The organism is Kutzneria sp. NPDC051319 (assembly GCF_040682195.1).
Taxonomy (GTDB): domain Bacteria; phylum Actinomycetota; class Actinomycetes; order Mycobacteriales; family Pseudonocardiaceae; genus Kutzneria.
The window spans coordinates 60,594-77,727 of the sequence record NZ_JBFBAM010000036.1; the positions used below are offsets into that span (position 1 = coordinate 60,594).

General features: G+C 69.6%; 17 protein-coding genes. 12 read left to right on the forward strand and 5 right to left on the reverse strand.

Features of this window, described 5'->3' with window-relative positions; genetic code table 11:
- Positions 1 to 95 precede the first annotated feature (95 nt).
- On the reverse strand, positions 96 to 1,283 hold the full coding sequence (locus AB0M73_RS29815) for a glycoside hydrolase family 88 protein (RefSeq protein WP_363897234.1): 1,188 nt from the start codon (positions 1,281 to 1,283) through the stop codon (positions 96 to 98).
- A gap of 252 nt (positions 1,284 to 1,535) precedes the next feature.
- Here AB0M73_RS29815 and AB0M73_RS29820 point away from each other — a divergent pair, with 252 nt between their 5' ends.
- Together AB0M73_RS29820 and AB0M73_RS29825 are read left to right on the forward strand one after the other, a co-directional pair.
- Entirely contained in the window at positions 1,536 to 2,423 is an 888-nt protein-coding gene (locus AB0M73_RS29820; protein WP_363897237.1) for an NB-ARC domain-containing protein, read from the forward strand.
- 17 nt (positions 2,424 to 2,440) lie between these two features.
- On the forward strand, positions 2,441 to 3,622 hold the full coding sequence (locus AB0M73_RS29825; protein WP_363897239.1) for a tetratricopeptide repeat protein: 1,182 nt from the start codon (positions 2,441 to 2,443) through the stop codon (positions 3,620 to 3,622).
- Here the strand turns inward: AB0M73_RS29825 and AB0M73_RS29830 are convergent.
- A complete protein-coding gene (locus tag AB0M73_RS29830; RefSeq protein WP_363897242.1) occupies positions 3,549 to 3,815 on the reverse strand; it encodes a hypothetical protein in 267 nt (88 codons plus the stop codon). The genes AB0M73_RS29825 and AB0M73_RS29830 overlap by 74 nt on opposite strands.
- Positions 3,816 to 3,829: 14 nt before the next feature.
- Complete coding sequence (locus AB0M73_RS29835) at positions 3,830 to 5,029, reverse strand: hypothetical protein (protein ID WP_363897245.1); 1,200 nt, start codon at positions 5,027 to 5,029, stop codon at positions 3,830 to 3,832.
- 200 nt (positions 5,030 to 5,229) lie between these two features.
- Between AB0M73_RS29835 and AB0M73_RS29840 the strand changes: the two genes are divergently transcribed.
- The 3 genes from AB0M73_RS29840 to AB0M73_RS29850 all read left to right on the forward strand — a co-directional run bounded on the left by AB0M73_RS29840 (position 5,230) and on the right by AB0M73_RS29850 (position 9,732).
- A complete protein-coding gene (locus AB0M73_RS29840; protein ID WP_363897247.1) occupies positions 5,230 to 8,199 on the forward strand; it encodes a BTAD domain-containing putative transcriptional regulator in 2,970 nt (989 codons plus the stop codon).
- Positions 8,200 to 8,350: 151 nt separating this feature from the next.
- Complete coding sequence (locus AB0M73_RS29845; protein ID WP_363897250.1) at positions 8,351 to 8,479, forward strand: hypothetical protein; 129 nt, start codon at positions 8,351 to 8,353, stop codon at positions 8,477 to 8,479.
- A 260-nt stretch (positions 8,480 to 8,739) separates the two neighbouring features.
- Complete coding sequence (locus tag AB0M73_RS29850) at positions 8,740 to 9,732, forward strand: MBL fold metallo-hydrolase (RefSeq protein ID WP_363897313.1); 993 nt, start codon at positions 8,740 to 8,742, stop codon at positions 9,730 to 9,732.
- On the opposite strand, the gene AB0M73_RS29855 is transcribed toward AB0M73_RS29850, so the two are convergent.
- Complete coding sequence (locus tag AB0M73_RS29855) at positions 9,729 to 10,583, reverse strand: SAM-dependent methyltransferase (RefSeq protein WP_363897253.1); 855 nt, start codon at positions 10,581 to 10,583, stop codon at positions 9,729 to 9,731. The genes AB0M73_RS29850 and AB0M73_RS29855 overlap by 4 nt on opposite strands.
- A 172-nt stretch (positions 10,584 to 10,755) precedes the next feature.
- Here AB0M73_RS29855 and AB0M73_RS29860 point away from each other — a divergent pair, with 172 nt between their 5' ends.
- The 7 genes from AB0M73_RS29860 (at position 10,756) to AB0M73_RS29890 (ending at position 16,283) form a co-directional block, all read left to right on the forward strand.
- The gene (locus AB0M73_RS29860; RefSeq protein WP_363897255.1) at positions 10,756 to 11,640 is read left to right on the forward strand and encodes an AraC family transcriptional regulator; all 885 of its coding nucleotides are present in this window, start codon (positions 10,756 to 10,758) and stop codon (positions 11,638 to 11,640) included.
- A gap of 88 nt (positions 11,641 to 11,728) precedes the next feature.
- The gene (locus AB0M73_RS29865; RefSeq protein ID WP_363897258.1) at positions 11,729 to 12,415 is read left to right on the forward strand and encodes a hemerythrin domain-containing protein; all 687 of its coding nucleotides are present in this window, start codon (positions 11,729 to 11,731) and stop codon (positions 12,413 to 12,415) included.
- Complete coding sequence (locus tag AB0M73_RS29870) at positions 12,415 to 13,284, forward strand: LLM class flavin-dependent oxidoreductase (RefSeq protein WP_363897261.1); 870 nt, start codon at positions 12,415 to 12,417, stop codon at positions 13,282 to 13,284. Before AB0M73_RS29865 ends, AB0M73_RS29870 begins: the two co-directional genes overlap by 1 nt.
- A gap of 90 nt (positions 13,285 to 13,374) precedes the next feature.
- The gene (locus AB0M73_RS29875) at positions 13,375 to 13,848 is read left to right on the forward strand and encodes a MarR family transcriptional regulator (RefSeq protein ID WP_363897264.1); all 474 of its coding nucleotides are present in this window, start codon (positions 13,375 to 13,377) and stop codon (positions 13,846 to 13,848) included.
- 14 nt (positions 13,849 to 13,862) lie between these two features.
- The gene (locus AB0M73_RS29880; RefSeq protein WP_363897267.1) at positions 13,863 to 14,690 is read left to right on the forward strand and encodes a VC0807 family protein; all 828 of its coding nucleotides are present in this window, start codon (positions 13,863 to 13,865) and stop codon (positions 14,688 to 14,690) included.
- A gap of 157 nt (positions 14,691 to 14,847) precedes the next feature.
- The gene (locus tag AB0M73_RS29885) at positions 14,848 to 15,414 is read left to right on the forward strand and encodes a TetR/AcrR family transcriptional regulator (RefSeq protein ID WP_363897270.1); all 567 of its coding nucleotides are present in this window, start codon (positions 14,848 to 14,850) and stop codon (positions 15,412 to 15,414) included.
- 92 nt (positions 15,415 to 15,506) lie between these two features.
- Positions 15,507 to 16,283 carry an SDR family oxidoreductase gene (locus AB0M73_RS29890; protein WP_363897273.1) on the forward strand — a complete coding sequence of 259 codons (777 nt, stop codon included), beginning with the start codon at positions 15,507 to 15,509 and terminating at the stop codon, positions 16,281 to 16,283.
- A 349-nt stretch (positions 16,284 to 16,632) separates the two neighbouring features.
- Here the strand turns inward: AB0M73_RS29890 and AB0M73_RS29895 are convergent, their stop codons facing one another.
- Positions 16,633 to 17,130, reverse strand: coding sequence for an Lrp/AsnC family transcriptional regulator (locus tag AB0M73_RS29895; RefSeq protein ID WP_363897276.1), 498 nt, complete (start codon positions 17,128 to 17,130; stop codon positions 16,633 to 16,635).
- Between the last annotated feature and the right edge of the window lie 4 nt (positions 17,131 to 17,134).

The window sequence follows — 17,134 nt, forward strand, 5'->3', positions numbered from 1 at the left end:
TGCCCGGACGCTTCCCTTGCTGTGCAAGGGAGTCGAACAGCCCGTCCTTCCGGGACAGTTCCGGGACAAACCCGGCCGGTGATCGGCAGCAGTCGCTATATGCCCAGGTCAGGGCCTAGGCTGCCGTGAGATGTCAGCTCCTCGTTCATGAGCAGGAACGTGCCGAGGCCGTGCTGGTCATTGGCCGTGCGCGGGCGGCTGTAGTAGCCCGACAGCGAACCGGTGACGGCGGTGCCCGGGCAGATGTCCGCGATGTTGGTGCGGCCGTCGGAGCCCAGGGTGACCTTCTTCAACACGCCCTGATATCCCTTCTGCGCCGCCGAGGACAGGCTCGCCGGCACGTAGCCGGCGCGGACGGCGCGGGAGATGGCGTAGGTGTACATGCAGGAGGCCGAGGTCTCCGTCCAGTTCTGCGGATCCGTGCCCTTGTCGACGACCTGGAACCAGCGGCCCGTGGCCGGATCCTGGTACCTCACAAAGGCATTCACCAGTTGCTGCACGTTCTTCACCAGCTGCGCCCGCCGGGAGTCGTCGGCCGGCAACGCGTCCAGCACGTCGAAGTGGGCCAGCGCCACCCAGCCGACGGCTCGGGCCCAGAAGTACGGCGACGTGTGCGTGGTCTTGTTGGCCCACGATGCCTTGCCGTCGGCCGAATACGCGTGGAACAGCAGCCCGGTCGGGGACGTGAGATGGCCGAAGTACGTGGTCAGGTTGTGGCACGCCTCCTGGAAGCAGTAGGTCCCGTCGTTGTACTGCTTGCCGTAGTTGGCCAGGAACGGCTGCGCCATGTACAGCCCGTCGCACCACAGTTGCTGCGTGAACGACGTCGAGTGCCACATCGCGCCGTCGCTGGTCCGCGGGTAGCCGGGAAAGCGGTTGCGGATCTGCTGCGCCGCCGTGTGGTAGCGGGCGTCGCCGGTCTCCCGGTGCAGGATCAGCAGCAGGTTGCCGGCCTGCATCGAGTCCAGGCTGTTGAATGCGTCGTTGATGTGGCCCTTGCTGTCGACGGAGTAGTCCACCCAGCGCTTGATGTACGCCAGGTACGACGCCGTGCGCAGGCGTTGGTAGACGAGGTACGTGCCGTACAGGAACAGGCCCTGTGTGTAGCCCCAGCCGCCGAGCGACTTGGGGTCCGGGTTCCGGGCGATGGTCGAGTCCACCACCGCCTTCGACCAGTCGGTTGCGGCCGGCGCCGCCGACGCCGTGCCCGCGGTGACGGCCAGTGCGCCACCCGTCAGCACCGCGAGGCGGCCGAATTCCCGCCGCGAGATCGAGCTGGACATGCTTCACCTCCGGCCGAGCCCCGGCGGCGAGCCCGACGATCCTCGTGGGAGCGCTTTCTCCGCAGGAGTACACGGCCGCGTGTCACCGCCGCAAGAGGCCGGACGGCGTCCCGTTCGGCGGATCCGGGGCGAGGGTGCAGTCCCGTACCGTCGAAATCGAGGCGACGGGACGGGGGTGCCGTGGACAACGAGGTGAAGGCCGCATCCATAGCGAATGTGGTGCAGGCCGGCGTGATTCACGGTGGAGTTCATGTGCACGAACCGATTCGCTCGGATCGGCCGCCACGGCAATTGCTGCCACCGCCGGTGCACTTCACCGGTCGGCGAACCGAGTTGGCCGCGCTGGACGACATGCTGGCCGAGGCACAGGCGGGTGAGTATCCGCTGGTCGTCGTGCTGACCGGGCCGGGCGGGGTCGGCAAGACGGCGCTCGCGCTGCACTGGGCGCACGCCATGCGAAAACGCTTCCCCGACGGCGAGCTCCACGCCGATCTCGCCGGTTTCGGCGGTTCCGATCCGGTGGCCCCGCGCGAGGTGCTCGGCGCCTTTCTGCGCACACTGCACGTGGACACCGCCATTCCGGCCGGCCTGTCCGAACTGGCGTCGCGGTTCCGGAGCGTGACCGCCGACCAGAGGCTGCTGGTCTTCCTGGATGACGCCTTCACGGCGGCGCAGGTGCGGCTGGCCCTGCCGGCGTCGCCGGGCTGCGCGGTCATCGTCACCAGCCGCCACCGCCTGACCGGGCTGGCCGCCGACGGGGCCCGGATCCTGGAGGTCGAGCCGCTCACGCCGGCGACGGCCGTCCGGCTGCTGGCCCGGACCGTCGGGGACGATCGGGTGGACCGGCAGCCCGATGAGGCGCAGAGCCTGGTGAATCTGTGCGGCGGGCTGCCGATCGCGGTCCGGGTAGCGGCGGCGCGCCTGGCGACCAGGCCCAAGTGGTCGGTCGCGAGGGTGGTGACCGAGCTGTCGGACGAGGGCCGCCGGCTGGACGCGCTGTCCGCTCCGGGGCAGGTGTCGGTGCTGGCCAGCTTCGACCTGTCGTACCGGCGCTGTCGGAGGACGCCGCGACGCTGTATCGGCGGCAGTCGTTGCAGCCGGGCGCCGAGTTCGCCGTCGGACCGGCGTGCGCGGTGCTGACGGGGGTGGATCCGGCGGTGGCCAGGAACCTGCTCGGCGAGTTGGTCGAGGTGAGCATGGTGGACGAGATCGGCGAGGATCGGTTCCGCCTGCACGATTTGCTGCGGTTGCACGCGCGTCAACGGTGCGTCCGGCATGACGGCGAGACCGAGCGGGCGTCGGCGCTGCGGGCCGTCGTGGAGTGGTACCTCGCCGCCGCCGGCCGTGCTGATCGCATCGTGAGTCCGAGCCGCCGCCGTCTGCCGTACGCCTACGCCGCCGAGCCGGCCGAGTTGCCGGAGTTCGCCGGTCGTGACGACGCGCTGGACTGGCTGGAGGCCGAGCGGGTCAACCTGATCGCCGCCGGACGCGCCGCGCTGGCGGCGGACTGGGCGGAGCTGGCCTGGCAGCTGTCCGACGTGATGTGGCCCCTTCTGTTGTACCGCAAGCACTATCTCGACCGGTTGGAGATCGATCGCCGCGGGGTGGCGGCCGCTCGGGCGTGGGGCAACGTGTTCGCCGAGGCCGACATGCTGAAGCGACTGGGCCGGGTGTGCGGCGTTCTCGGCCGGCACGAGGAGTCCGAGCGGTGTTTCCGGCAGTCGATGGACCTGGCGGGGTCGATCGACGACGACCGCGGCGTCGCCGCCGCCCAGCAGGGACTCGCGCTGCTGCACCTGGAATCCGGCCGGCCGAGCCTGGCGGTCGAGGAGTTCGAGTCGCTGGTCGCGACCAACCGGCGGCTGGGCGCGGCCCGCTCGCTGGGCCTGACCCTGATCAACCTCGGCGCGGCGCTGTCGGCGACGGGCCGCCACCGGGAGGCGCTCGACGTCCTCGCCGAGGCGTCCGCGGTGTTCGCCGGGCTGGATGTCGCCGATCCGTACAACGAGGCGAGGGTTCTCGTGGCCATGAGCTGCGCCGGCGCGGGCGCGGGGGAGGCCGACGCGGCCTGGGAAACGGCCACGCAAGCCTTGTCCGACCTGACCGGTCTCGGTTCGCCGGCCGGAGTTGCCGAGAGCCACGAGGTCCTTGCCGACCTCGCTCGGCGCCGCGGCGACATCGCCGCCGCCGTCGGGCATCTCCGTGCCGCAGTCGAGATCTTCACGACCCTGAAGTCGTGGCGTCTGCCCGCGGCACGGAGCCTGCTCAACGAATTGACCACATCGCATGCAGCGCAAGCGCCAGATGGTCCACAAGAGACAGACCGGAATGGACGGTGAACGTCCGGCCGTCACGGAGGGCGACGACAAAACCGTTGTTCGGCAACGTGATCAACAGAACGGCGGCGGGGCGCTCGGCGAGCGTGCCCGGTGCCGTGCGGCGTGCGGTCCGCTCGTCGGGGGCGGCGCCGACGAGCACGTCCGCCAGGTGCGCGAGTCCGTCGTGGACGGTGCAGAGCAGGGTGCCGTCCACGGTCCGATGCACGGTCACCACCCGTTCGGCGTCGGCACGGGCACGGGTTCGACGGCGCGATGTCGCCCCGACGGCGCCAGGCCGAGCAGCCGGTACACCTGTTCGGCCAGCGCGACCTCGGCGGTGCCCGGGCGGGAGGTGATGCTGCCGGCCACCGCCGCGCTGACGTCCCGAGCCCGTTGCCGGGCGGATTCCAGTTGCGGCACAACCGGTTCTCCTGGCGCCAGCCGGACAGCGGTCGCCGACAGCGACTCCTGCGCCGAGCCGGCGGAGGGCACCGCCTGCAGCGGCTGGTCGGTCAGCAGCACCGGGCGGCCGATGGAGGCGGCATAGGCCGGTACGGACCCGTGGTCCCCGATCAGGTAGTCGGCCGCCACGACCACGGCCCGCCAGTCGGCCTCTGGCGGCACCAGCAGCAGTCCCGCCGCCCGGCTGTCGGCCAGCCACGCCCGCAACTGTCGGCGCCCGTGGCCGAACCACACCGCCGGGTGCATCAGCGCGGCCAGCCGGTAGCGGTCGGCCGGAAGGTGTTCGTGCAGGTGCGGCAGTAGGTCGCCGTTGCGGGCGAACAGCGAGTTCCCGCCCCAGGTGGAGGCGACGACGACCAGCTCCTGGCCCGGAGCCAGGCCCAGCGCCGCCCGGTAGTCGTCGCGGCGCGGGATGCTGGCCTTGAGCCGGTCGTAGCAGATGTCCCCGACCACGACGGCCCGCTCGACCGCCTCCGGGCACTGCCGACGCAGCACGTCCAGTTGGCTGTCATGGGAAAGCACCACGGCGTCCATCAGCATGCGGCCGTTGTGGGTCAGCCGCTGCGCGTCCAGACCGTAGCTCTCGGACTGCGTGCCGCTGTCGAAGGTCTTGCTGTAGCCGGCGCCGTGTGGCATGACGAGCAGCGGCGCGTGCAGTTCACGCAGCCCGCCGTATGCGGCGCAGACGGCCAGGTCGAAGCGTGTGTTGACGGCCTGGTGCCAGTCCAGCACCACGCCTTCGGTGTCCCGGAGGAAGTCACCGACCCCGTTGCTGAACGCGTCCGGGCCCTGCGTGTAGACCACCTGCACCCGTGGATCGGACTCGACGGTTTCGATCGCCTCGAGCAGCCGCTGACCGCTCGTGACGGTGTGGACGACGGCGAGCACGGTGCGCAGGCCCGAGCGCGTCACCCAGCGGGACGCGTTCAATCCGATCGGCGCGCCCAGCCATTCGGCGGCGGACATGTGGTACCCCCTTGCGTTATCCCGACTTCGCGCGACCAGCGTGGCCTTGACGGTTGGCGGTGCTCTTGCGGTTCGCTTGCCACACACGGGTCGGCTAGACCGATCGGGAGAACAACCCCGAATTTGCGGTGGTGCCGTGCGCGAACTGGTGCACACTGGAAATCCGAAGTCTGAAGAAGGACCAGCGAAGGGCGGCGCTGGTGGAATTCACGATCCTCGGACCTACCCGGCTGCACGTGCACGGGGTTCAGGTGGATCTTGGCACGTACAAGCAGCGCGGCCTGCTCGCGTTGCTGCTGCACGATGCCAACAACTCGGTGCCGATCGACACCCTGATCGGCGAGTTGTGGTCGCCGGACCGGACTTTCGAGCAGGTCAGAAGCAACTTCCACGCGCTCGTGAGCCGACTGCGCAAGGCGCTGGAATCCGCCGACGCGCCGGCCAGGATCGTGCGTGACGGTTATGCCTATCGCATCAGCACCGATCCCGCTCTCATTGATCTGCACAGGTTCCGCGCCATTGCCGAACAAGCGTACGAATCGGCGGCCCGGCACGATCACGCGACGGCGTGCGGCCTGCTCAAGTCCGGTTTGGCGCTGTGGACACCAATGCCGCTGGCCGAGGTGCGCGGGCCGTGGGCCGATCACTGCCGGGAACAGCTGGAGACGTTCGACCGGTTGCGTGCCCACTACGCGCTGTTCGACAGTCAACTCGCGCTCGGCGAAAACACTGAAGTCCTTCGTGTCGTCGGCGACCTCGTTCGCGGCCACGAACTCGATGAGGAACTCGTGCTGCGCCAGATGCGGGCACTCGCCGCGCTCGGCCGGGTCACCGAGGCCATCCGCGTCTACAACCGTTTCCGCGAGCGCGTCGCCGACGAACTGGGCACCGATCCCGGCCCCGAGCTCCGCGCGCTGCACACCCGGCTGCTCCGCTCGGAAAGCGATTTCACGGTGCACGCGCAATTGACCGTGCACTCTCGCCCGACCCGCCAGCTGCCGCGTCCCGTCCCCGACTTCATCGGCCGGGCCGACCTCCTCGCCCGCCTGGACACGTTGGCCGGCACCCACCGCGTCTTCACGCTGCACGGCATGCCCGGGGTCGGCAAGACGAGCCTCGCCGTGCAGTGGATCGACCGCAACCGCGCCCAATTCCCTGACGGCCAGTACTCCATCGACCTGCGCGGCTACGGGCCCACCGCGCCGCTCGCCCCCGAGGACGCGCTGTCGTTGCTGCTGCTGTCACTGGGCGACGCCGAGATCCCCAAGACCGTCGACGAACGACAGGCCCGCATCCGAACCATGCTGGCGCACAAGAAGGTCGCGCTGCTCATCGACGACGCCCACGACAGCGGCCAGGTCAAGCCCCTGCTGGCTGCCACGCCCGACTGCGTCGTCCTGATCACCAGCCGGGACATGCTCGCCGGACTGGCCGTGCACGACCACGCCGTGTCGCTGACGGTGTCACCCCTGGACACCGCCGAGTCCTTCACCCTGCTGACCTCGTCGCTCGGCCCTAATCGCGCCGCCGAGGACCGCGACGCCGTCCGGCGCCTGGCCGACCTGACCGGCGGCCTGCCGTTGGGACTGCGCATCGTCACGCAGCGCGTCGTTGAGCGGCCGCACACCCGCCTCGCCGACTTGGCCCGCGAGCTGCAACGCCAGGACGTGCTCGGCATCCTCGGCACCGGTGACGAGGGCGCCACCCTCGCCGTGCCGTTCAGCTGGTCCTTCGCGGCGCTGTCGCCCGCGGCCGCCGGCACCTTCGCCGCCCTGGGGCTGCTGCCCAGCGTCGACTTCTCCGCCGAGGCCGTGTGCGCCCTGCTCGACGCCGATCGGTCCGAAGTGGTCCAAAGCCTCCGGGCCCTGGTCCGCGTCAGCCTCGTGCAGCACGGCACCGGCCGCCGATTCCGCCTCCACGACATGTTGCACGGCTACGCCGCACAGCTCGCCGAGCACACCGACGCCGTGCCCGACCGTGAGGCCGCGCAGCGCCGCCTGCTCGACTGGTACGTGCTCAGCATGGCCGCCGGCTACCGCCGCGTCGTGCCGGTCGGTGCCGAGATCCCGCCCCTGCCCGACCCGAGCCCCGTGCGCCCCATGGCTTTCGCGGACGAGTCCGAGGCGGTGTCCTGGGTCGCGCAGGAGGCCGGCGCGATCGTCCAGGCCGTGGAGCTGTCCTGGCGGCTGGGCCTGTACGCGCACACGTGGACTCTGGTCGCCAACGCCCAGGAGATTTTCGACAGCCTGTCACTGCACCGTGAGATCGCCGCGCTGCTGCGCACCGGCCTGGCCGCGGCCAAACTGCTCGACAATCGGGAGGCCGTCTGCGGCCTGACCAACGACTACGGGATGGCGGCCTATCGGTTGGGGGACAACGCGACCGCACGGGTGAGGCTCACGGAGGCGCTGGAGATCGCCGATCGAGAGGGATTCCACGAACTGAAAGCGATCGTGCTCGCCAATCTCGCGTCTGTGGTTCTGGCGGCGGCCATGGCCGGCGACGACCGCGCCGCCGCGCGTGAGGCGGTCGATCTCTATCACGCCGCCTTGGTTCTCATACGTGAATCGGGAACGCCCTACACCGAGGCCGTCGCACTCGACCAGCTGGCCCGTGCGCAGCGGAAGCTCGGGCGCGACGATCTGGCATTCGAGAACTATTTCACGGCATTGGCCATCCAGGAGAGAATCGGGCACGCGCGGGGTGCGGGAACCACGCTGTCGGAGTTGGCCGGTCTTTATCACGAGCATGGCGAGAACGGTGAGGCGTTGTTGTGCGCGCGCCGCGCGCTCGACCTTCAGGAGCGTAGCGGCGATCGTGAGCACATCGGCGTCACAGTGGTGACGATGGCCGAGATTCTGTACGACTTCGGCGCCTTCGAGGAATCGATAGCCACCTGTGTTCGCGCGCTCGGCATGGGCGACGGTGAATTGAGCGAAGGGCTTCAGGTTCGGGCGTTGATCATTCTCGGTTATGCCCGTTCCGCGCTGGGTGAGAACGGGGACGCCCGGGCCGCGTGGTCGCGAGCGGTCGAGATCCTGGTCGCCGCCGACACGCCGGCCGACGATGTCCGGTTGGCCCAGCTCGACCGCCTGTTGCGAACAGGCGTGCGCACAGCGGATCTCCCTGGCGGGCCGGTGCCGCTCTGGGACGCCAGCCACGGAGCGTGATTTTACCGACGAGTAGAATCTCGAAAGATGATTGCTTTCCGCAAGCAACAGGGAGCTGTTGCGCTGATTGGGTAGCGAATACAGGACTGAAGGTCCGCTTTGGGTGAACCCCCTCGCGTGAGCGCTCACTCGACTGTGTCATGATCATCGTGTGCGTACCCGAAATAAGAAGCGCCTCATCCTCGGCGCGCTGCTCCTCACGGTGGCTTTGAGCCCCATGTGGGGCCATATCTATGGCTCGTCCGACTCGGCCTCGCCGGCCGCCATGGCGGTGGTCTGAACCAAATCCACCGGAGAACACGAAATGGGCGGGAATATGAGACCGAGCCGTTCCGCTCGGCGATTAGGTCGGGGGCCGCGGGGCGAGGGTGAGCGCCGCCGCCGGTCCTGATGTGCGGCATGGGCGGTCACGGGCGAGGCCCGTGGCCGCCGCCGCGTGATGCTGTTCACCGGGCGGGCCGTGGGCGGGTGTGGCGTGGCACACTCCCGAGAGGGAGGTTGGCTTTGGCAACTGATATCGCCGATGCCCGGACGGCCTGGATGGAGCCGGGGGCGTTCGAGGTGGCGCCGGGGGTGCACCGGATCCCACTTCCGCTGCCCAACGACGGCCTGCGCGCGGTCAACGTGTACGCGATCGCCGACGGGGACGAGCTGGTGCTCGTGGACTCGGGGTGGGCGCTGGACGAGGCGCGGGACCAGCTGGAGCAGGCGCTGGGTAGCATCGGGCACGGGTTCGAGAGCGTGCGGAGGTTCCTGGTCACGCACGCCCACCGCGACCACTACACGCTGGGCGTCACGCTGCGGCGGATGTTCGGGTCGAGGATCAGCCTGGGCATCGGCGAGCAGCCGACGCTGGAGGCGGTGATCAACGGCCAGGTGGACGGCCAGCTGACGGACCTGGTCCGCTGGGGCGCCCACGACATCGCCGACCGGATCCGCAGGAGCATGGCCAAGGGCGGCGGCCCGAGGCCGGACGGCTACGAGATGCCGGACGAGTGGATCCGTGGTGTGACGGACATCCGCCTGGGCAGCCGGACGCTGCGGGCGCTGCCGACGCCGGGACATACCGCCGGGCACGTGGTGTTTCTGGACACGGAGTCGTCGCTGTTGTTCGCGGGCGACCACATTCTGCCGCACATCACGCCGTCGATCGGGTTCGAGCTGATACGGCAGGAGATGCCGCTCGGCGACTACATGGACTCGCTGCGGCTGGTGCGCGAACACCCGGACATGAGGCTGCTGCCGGCGCACGGCCCGGTCGCGGACTCGACGCACGTGCGCGTGGACGAGCTGCTGGACCACCACCGCAAGCGCCTGGACGAGACGGAACGTGCCCTCGCCCAGGACGAGGCGACGGCGGCGGAGGTGGCGGGCCGGCTGGGCTGGACCCGGCACAACCGGAAGCTGTCCGAAATGGACTTCTTCAACCGCATGCTGGCCATCGGCGAGACCTCCGCCCACCTGGACGTGCTCGTCCGGGACGGACGGCTGCACGCGTCCACAGTGGACGGAGTCGCGCGCTACTGGGCCTAGCCCTTGGTGGCGGTGATGAGCACGGTGTGCCGCAGGCCCGCCGCGCTGTCCCGCAGCGGCCGGCCGTAGCCCTCGGCCGCCGCGACGACCGGGGTGCTGGTGACCCGCCAGCCCCGGTCGGCCAGCCACGGCGCCGGCGCGAAGGTCTTGCCCTTGGGCCACATGTCGAGCAGGTTCATGCCGTAGTCGCGGGCCATGTCGCTCATCGGCTGCTGGTTCTCCAGCTCCTTGATGTCGATGTCGATGTGCTCGACGGCGAATCGGCTGCCGGGGGCGGCCAGCTCGTCGACGAGCGTGAACAGGCGCTCGACCGCGTCGTTGGGCAGGAATGGCAGCAGCCCCTCGGCCAGCCACGAACTCGGGGCCGTGCGGTCGAATCCGGCTCCCATCAGGGCTGCCGGCCAGTCGTCACGCAGATCGACAGCCACGTTCCGAATCTCGGCCCGCGCCGCGACGCCGTTGTCGGCCAGCACGTTCTGCTTGAACTGCAACACCTTCGGCACGTCCAGCTCGTAGACGACGGCGCCCGGCGGCCAGTCGAGGCGATGGCCCCGCACGTCCAGCCCGGCCGCGAGCACCACGGCCTGCCCGGTTTTCTCGGCGGCGAAGTACTCGTCGAAGTACCGCGACCGCACACCCATGTAGTCGGCCATGTCCCGCCACGACTCGGCGGCATCCGCCTGCCGTGTCGGCATCGCCGGCTGTGGTCGCGCCGCGGCGACGAAGAGCTCCGCGCACGGATCCGACACCAGCGGATTCGTGCGGTGGCTCTCGATCGCCCGGGCGGCGGCCACCGCCAGCGCGGTGATACCGACATCCGTGACGATGTCCCAGTCGGCCTGCTGCGTCATCGAGGACCCCTCCCGACATCGCGTGATCAGTTGTGCACACACCGTAGCACTTAGTAGCGCTAAGCAACCTTGTGAGCCGGGTCGCTCCTGCCCGGAATCGTGAATAATCGTGCACTTTTAGCCGGGGTTGTACACTTCGGCAATCGGCCCGGATCCGGAGAATCAGATGCTGGTGCGCACCACGACAATCGAAACCATTCCGCAGCACGAGGTAACGGTGTCGACCTATCGCGCCGCCGATCTCGGGCCGGTGAACATCGGCGAGGTCACTATGACCGGCGAGCTGCGCCTGGAATGCGACGACATCGGCACCGGCTTTTACGTGCAGCTACCGGTGGCCGGCCGGTTCGAGTCGCGGCACCGCGGCGTGGACATGATGGTCAACCCGCTCTCCGTCGCCCTCTACCGACCCGGCGGCGGCCAGTTCCATGCCCGCTGGGGCGCCGGCTACCGCGCCCTGTGCATCCGCATCGAGATGACAGCGATCGACGCCGCGCTGGCCCGGCTGCTGGGCGACCAGATGTCGGGCCGGGTCGCCTTCGAGCCGGTCATGAACACCGCCGACGGCTATGGCCGCAGCTGGGCCGAGCTGCTGCTGTCGATCAACCGGCAGCTCACCGCCCCGGGTGGCTTGCTCGCGCAGCCGCTGGTGGCTGCCCCGCTGGCCGACAGCCTGGTCAACGGCTTCCTGATGGCCGCCACCAATGCGCTCGCCGCCCCGGTGGCCGCGGCCCGTCCGGCGGCCGTCCGCGCCGCCGTCGACGTGATCGAGTCCGACCCGTCCGCGCCGCTGACCCTCTCGACGCTGGCCGCGCACTGCGGGGTCGGCCCGCGGAGCCTGCAGAAGGCGTTCCAGCAGCACCTCGGCATGTCGCCGATGGAGTACGTCCGCGATGTCCGGCTGCGCCGCGCGCACGAGGAATTGCGCACGGCCGATCCGTTCGCCGACTCGGTGGCCGCCGTCGCCCGTCGCTGGGGCTTCACTCATCTGGGTCGATTCGCCGCCGCGCACGAGGCGAAATTCGGGCAGAAGCCGCTGCGTACGCTTCGCGGATAGACCTTTTCGCTTACTGGACAGTTCGGGGCGCCGCCCCGTTCGCGTTGCTAGCGTTCGAATTCCAGAGCCGACACGTGGAAAGCGAACCATGAGCGACGAACCCCTTGCCGATGTGCGTGACATGTACATGGCGCACACCATGTTCCGCCGGGAGATCGGCCTCGCGCCGGCCCTGATCCGCGGTGTCGCCGACGGCGACACCGCGCGGGCGGCGATCGTCGCCGACCATCTGCGGATCGTCGACAACGGCCTGCACCACCACCACACCGCCGAGGACCGCCACCTGTGGCACCGCCTCGTCGAGCGTGCGGGGAAGGAGGCCGCGCCGGTCGTCCAGGTGATGGAGGACCAGCACGGAGCGATCGACAAGCTGCTGGACGAGGTCCGCGGCGGACTCGACCAGTGGCGCACCAGCGCCGACGCGGCCCAGGGCGCGGCGTTGGCCGACACCACGACCGAGCTGTACGAGCGCCTCGTCGAGCACCTCGCCACCGAGGAGGCGCGGGCGCTGCCGCTGATCGAGCGGCACATCACCGCCGCCGAGTGGGGCCAGATGATCGCCGACGGCGCGGGCGACGCGGTGCCGGAGCAGATCCCGCTGATCTTCGGCATGATGGCCTACGAGGCCGACCCGGACGTCGTCCGCGACATCATCGCCCAGATGCCGCCCGAGATCAGCGGCGTGATCGGCGGCCTGGCCACACAGGCCTACGCCGCCCACGCGCAACTCGTCCATGGCACGGCGACCCCGCCGCGCATCGGCAAGGGGGCGTGATGGACCTGATGTTCGGGGCGCTCCTGGAGCAGAGCGCTGAGCGTCCGCAGGACGTGATCGAGCTGGCCGTGCTGATGGAGCAGGTCGGGCTGGACGTCGTCACGCTGTCCGACCACCCGTACTGGCCCGAGCGGCTGGACACCATCGCCCTGCTGTCGGCGATCGTGACCCGGACGTCGCGGATCACCGTGCTGTCCAACCTGTTGAACCTGCCGCTGCGGCCGCCGGCCGCGCTGGCCCGCACCGCCGCCACCCTCGACATTCTCAGCGGCGGCCGCTTCGAGCTGGGGCTGGGGGCCGGTGCGCAGCAGATGTGGGAGTCGATCCTCGCCGAGGGCGGCCCGGCCCGTAGCGCCGGCGAGTCCATCGAGGCCCTGGAGGAGGCCACCGAGCTCATCCGTGCACTGTGGACGTCCAAAGAGGACGTCACGTTCAACGGCGAGCACTACCAGCTTGGCGGGGCCAAGCCGGGACCCGTGCCGCTGCACGAGATTCCCATCTGGTTCGGCGCGTACCAGCCGCGGATGCTGCGGACCGTGGGCCGGCTGGCCGACGGCTGGATCCCGAGCTCGCCGTTCTTCCCGCCGGCCGCGCTGACCGGGGCCAACCAGATCATCGACCAGGCGGCCGAGGCCGCCGGCCGGTCGCCGCGCAGCATCCGACGCGGCTACAACATCGAGGGCAGCTTCGGCGCCGGTTCGGGCTTCCTGGAGGGCTCGGCCGCGGTGTGGGCGGAGCAGCTGGCCGAGCTGGTGCTGGCCGAGCGGATCACCGCCTTCTTCCTGTACCGGGTCAATGACCCGGATGTGCTGCGCCGGTTCGCGGCCGAGGTCGCGCCCGCCGTCCGCGATCTGGTGGCCAAGGCCTGACCAGCGAAAACGCCGGCCCTGGGGGAGCCGGCGTTTTTTCTCGGCCAAAGTAGTTGATGGAGTCCATCAACTACCTCTACAGTGGGCGGCATGGTGAACCGGGAGGACGTGGCGGGACTGGTCGCAGCCCTGTTCACGGTCAACAACGGCCTGACCCGGGCGATGAAGCAGCGCCCCAAGGCCGGTGAGCTGCGGCTGCTCCAGGCCGTGGCCCTGCACGAGGGCAGCAGGCCGTCCGAGCTGGCCGAGGCCATGGGCGTGGACCGCTCGCTGGTCACGCGGCAGCTGCGCGACCTGGAGGACGAGGGCAAGGTGGCGGTCCGGCCGGATCCCAGCGACGGCCGGGCGTTCGTCGCCGAGCTGACCGAGCAGGGCCGGCAGCAGATCGCCGAGCTGACCGAGTTCGGCATGCGCCGCTACGAGAGCTTCCTCGACGGCTGGGAGGCGGACGAGGTCCGCGAGCTCACCCGCCTGCTGTGGAAGTTCGAGCAGGGCAAGGCCGCCGTGATCGAGCGCGAGCAGCAGGAACAGCAGCGGCCCGAACGCGGCCGCCGTCAACGTTGAGGGGGAGCTTTTCCATGAACACGGCCAAAGTACGGGTATTGCTCATCGCGCTGCTCGACATGGCGCTGGACATCGTCGTCCCGATCGTGGTCTACCTCGTCCTGCAGCCGCTCGGCGTGCCGGCGGTCCTGTCGCTGGCCGCCGGCGGCATCCTGATCGCCGGCAAGGCGGCGTTCGGCAAGCTCACCGACACCGGCGATCGTGACACCGCACTGCTGCTGACCTGCACGATCGTCTCGTTGGCGGCCATGTTCGGCCTGTACGCCGCCGGCGTCCCGGCCCCGATCGCCCTTGTCTGCGGCGTGGTGCTCCAGGCCATCGGCACGGCTGTGTCGATCATCCGCCGCCGCAAGCTGGACGGCTTCGCCCTGCTGGTGCTGATCGAGCTGGCCCTCGGCATCGCGCTCAGCTTCGTCAGCAGCGGCGACCCGCGCTTCCTGGTCGCCCGCCCGGCGTTCTACACCTTCGTCGCCGCGGCCTACGTGTTCGTGACCGTCTTCCGCGGCAAGGCTTTCATGTTCGTCGTCAGCCGGCCGATGGCCGTGGCCGGCGACCCTCGACGCGACGTGGCGTACGACAGGGCGTGGGCCAACTCCGCCGAATTCCGCCGCCTGGAACGGATCGGCACCGCCGCCTTCGGCCTGATCCTGCTGGCCGAGTCGGTGCTGCGGGTCGTGCTGGCCTTCCAGTTCGGCGCCGACGAGGTGGTGGCCTCCAGCCTCGTGTCCCAGCTGCCGGTGATCGGCCTGTTCGTGCTGTTCATCCTGGGCTTCAAGGTGATCCTCGTGCCGCGGCTGACCAAGCTGGTCGAGGCCGAGATGCCGGCCGAGAAGGCCGCGTAGCACAGCAGCCCGGGTTCGTTGTGTAGATGGTTGTTGCTGTCAGGGGGGTGGGCTGGTCGGCGTGGCGGTGGGCTTGTTTCCGCGGCGAGGCGGCATCGACCGGTGATGCCGGTCACCAACCTTGACTGCCTACCAACTAGAAGGTAGAAATACTGGTGTGACGACAGCGGATCGGATCCTGGACAGCGCTCAGGCGCTGGTGCAGGTTCGGGGGTACAACGGCTTCTCCTACGCCGACATCAGTGCCGAGCTGTCGATCACGAAGCCGAGCATCCATCACCATTTCCCCACCAAGGCCGCATTGGCCGAGGCGCTGATCGCGCGCTATCGGGAGCGGTTCGCCGCAGCGCGAAAAGAGGTCGACGACGTGGCGGGCGGGCGGCAGCGCCTGGTGAACTACGCGGGGCTGTACGCCGAAACCTTCGCCGACGGTGGCCGTATCTGCCTGTGCGGCGTCTTCGCCGTGGATGCGGAGAGCCTGCCCGTTGAAGTGCGGCGGGCGACAGACGGATTCTTCGCCGATCAGCGGCAATGGGTGGCCGGCGTGCTGGCCGAGGCGGGCGTGCCGGCTACCCGGACCGGCGCGGCGGCGGAGGCGTACCTGGCGGCCTTGGAGGGGGCGCTGTTGCTGGCCCGGGCTCACGGGCAGCCGGACGGCAACGGCGGACACGACCGGGACATCGTCCGGTCGGTAGCGGCAACCTTGGTCGACGCTCTGATCTGAAACGCGCCCTGAGTGCACCGCGCCTACCGCGGTGCCTTTTTTGGGACCAACCAACCTTCCAACTAGTAGGTAGTCACGTGAGGAGAACGCACATGGGACAGGACTTCACCGGCCGAAAGCTCATCGTGGTCGGCGGCAGCAGCGGCATGGGCCGTCAGGTCGCCGCGGACGTCGTCAGCCGCGGCGGCAGCGCCGTCGTCATCGGCTCCCGCCCCGAGCGGGTCGAGAAGACCGTGGCCAACCTGGCCAGCCGCGGACAGGCCTGGGGCATCACCGCCGACCTGCGTGACCCCGCCGAGGCGGCCCGGGTGCGCGAGGAACTGGCCGGCCAGCACGCTGACGCGACGCTGCTGGTCAACGCGGCCGGCGTGTTCAAGCCGCTGCCATTCCTGGAGCACACCGCCGCCGACTACGACAGCTACCTGGACCTGAACAAAGCGACGTTCCTGATCACCCAGACCGTGGCCCAGAGCATGGTGAACAGCGGCCAGGGCGGCGCCATCGTCACCATCGGCAGCATGTGGGCGAAGCAGGCCATCGCCGCGACCCCGTCGTCGGCGTACTCGATGGCCAAGGCCGGCCTGCACGCCCTGACCCAGCATCTGGCCCTGGAGCTGGCCGCCCACAAGATCCGGGTCAACGCCATCTCCCCGGCCGTGGTGGCCACCCCCATCTACGAAGGTTTCATCCCACCGGCCGAGGTCAGCTCCGCGCTGGCCGGGTTCAACAGCTTCCACCCGATCGGCCGGATCGGCACCACCGAGGACGTCTCCGCCGCCATCACCTTCCTGCTCTCCGACCAGGCCGGCTGGGTCACCGGCGCGATCTGGGACGTCGACGGTGGCGTCATGGCCGGCCGCAACCAGTAACCACCGAGGCAGGGCCGTCGGCACTGTTGTCAGAACCGCGACCAAGACGTTTGCGGCGCCGGGGTCAAGCCGCTCAAGTAGCGGGTTGACCCCAGCGTCATTGGCGTTCGCTGCGGACGCGTCACGCCTTAACCGAGTGGGTGTGAAACAACCGGCTTCCCAACCACCGACGTGCTGGTGCCGAGACAAGCCGTCGATACTGCCCGTCTCCCGCCCATCGCAGGGCATCAATGATCATCGCGATCGGCCGAGCCGATGGGCTGGATCACCATCATGGCTCCGGCCGGTGAGACCGGCGGGCAGCACAGCCTGCTCGGCAAGTATGACGCTTATGTGACGTTTGCCGGTGTTAAGGCCATTGGGGTCCCATGCCGGGGTCCTCCTCGAAGACCAGCCAGGTCCGCGTGCCGCGCACGCCCTTGATGCTCTGGATCTTCTCCAGCACCAGTTCGCGCAGCGCCACGTTGTCGGGGGCGTGCACCAGGGCCAGCACGTCGAAGTCGCCGCCGACCAGGGCGAGATGCTCGATGTAGCGGATGCCGCGCAGCGCCTTGGCCACCGAGCGCCAGGTGTTCTGCTCGATGGTCAGCAGCACGTAGGCGCTGGTGCCGAGGCCGGCACGGCGCGGCGAGATCTCCGCGCTGAAGCCGGTGATCACCTGGTCGGCCAGCAGGCGGTCCAACCGCGCGTAGGCGCTCGTGCGCGAGATGTGCACCCGCTCGGCCAGGGTCCTGATCGACATCCGGCCGTCGCGGCGCAGCTCGGCCAGTATCGCGCGGTCCACGTCGTCGAGCTCGGCGGCCGAACGTCCGGCCGGCCCGGCTGTGACGTCGGTCTCGATGGTCAAATTG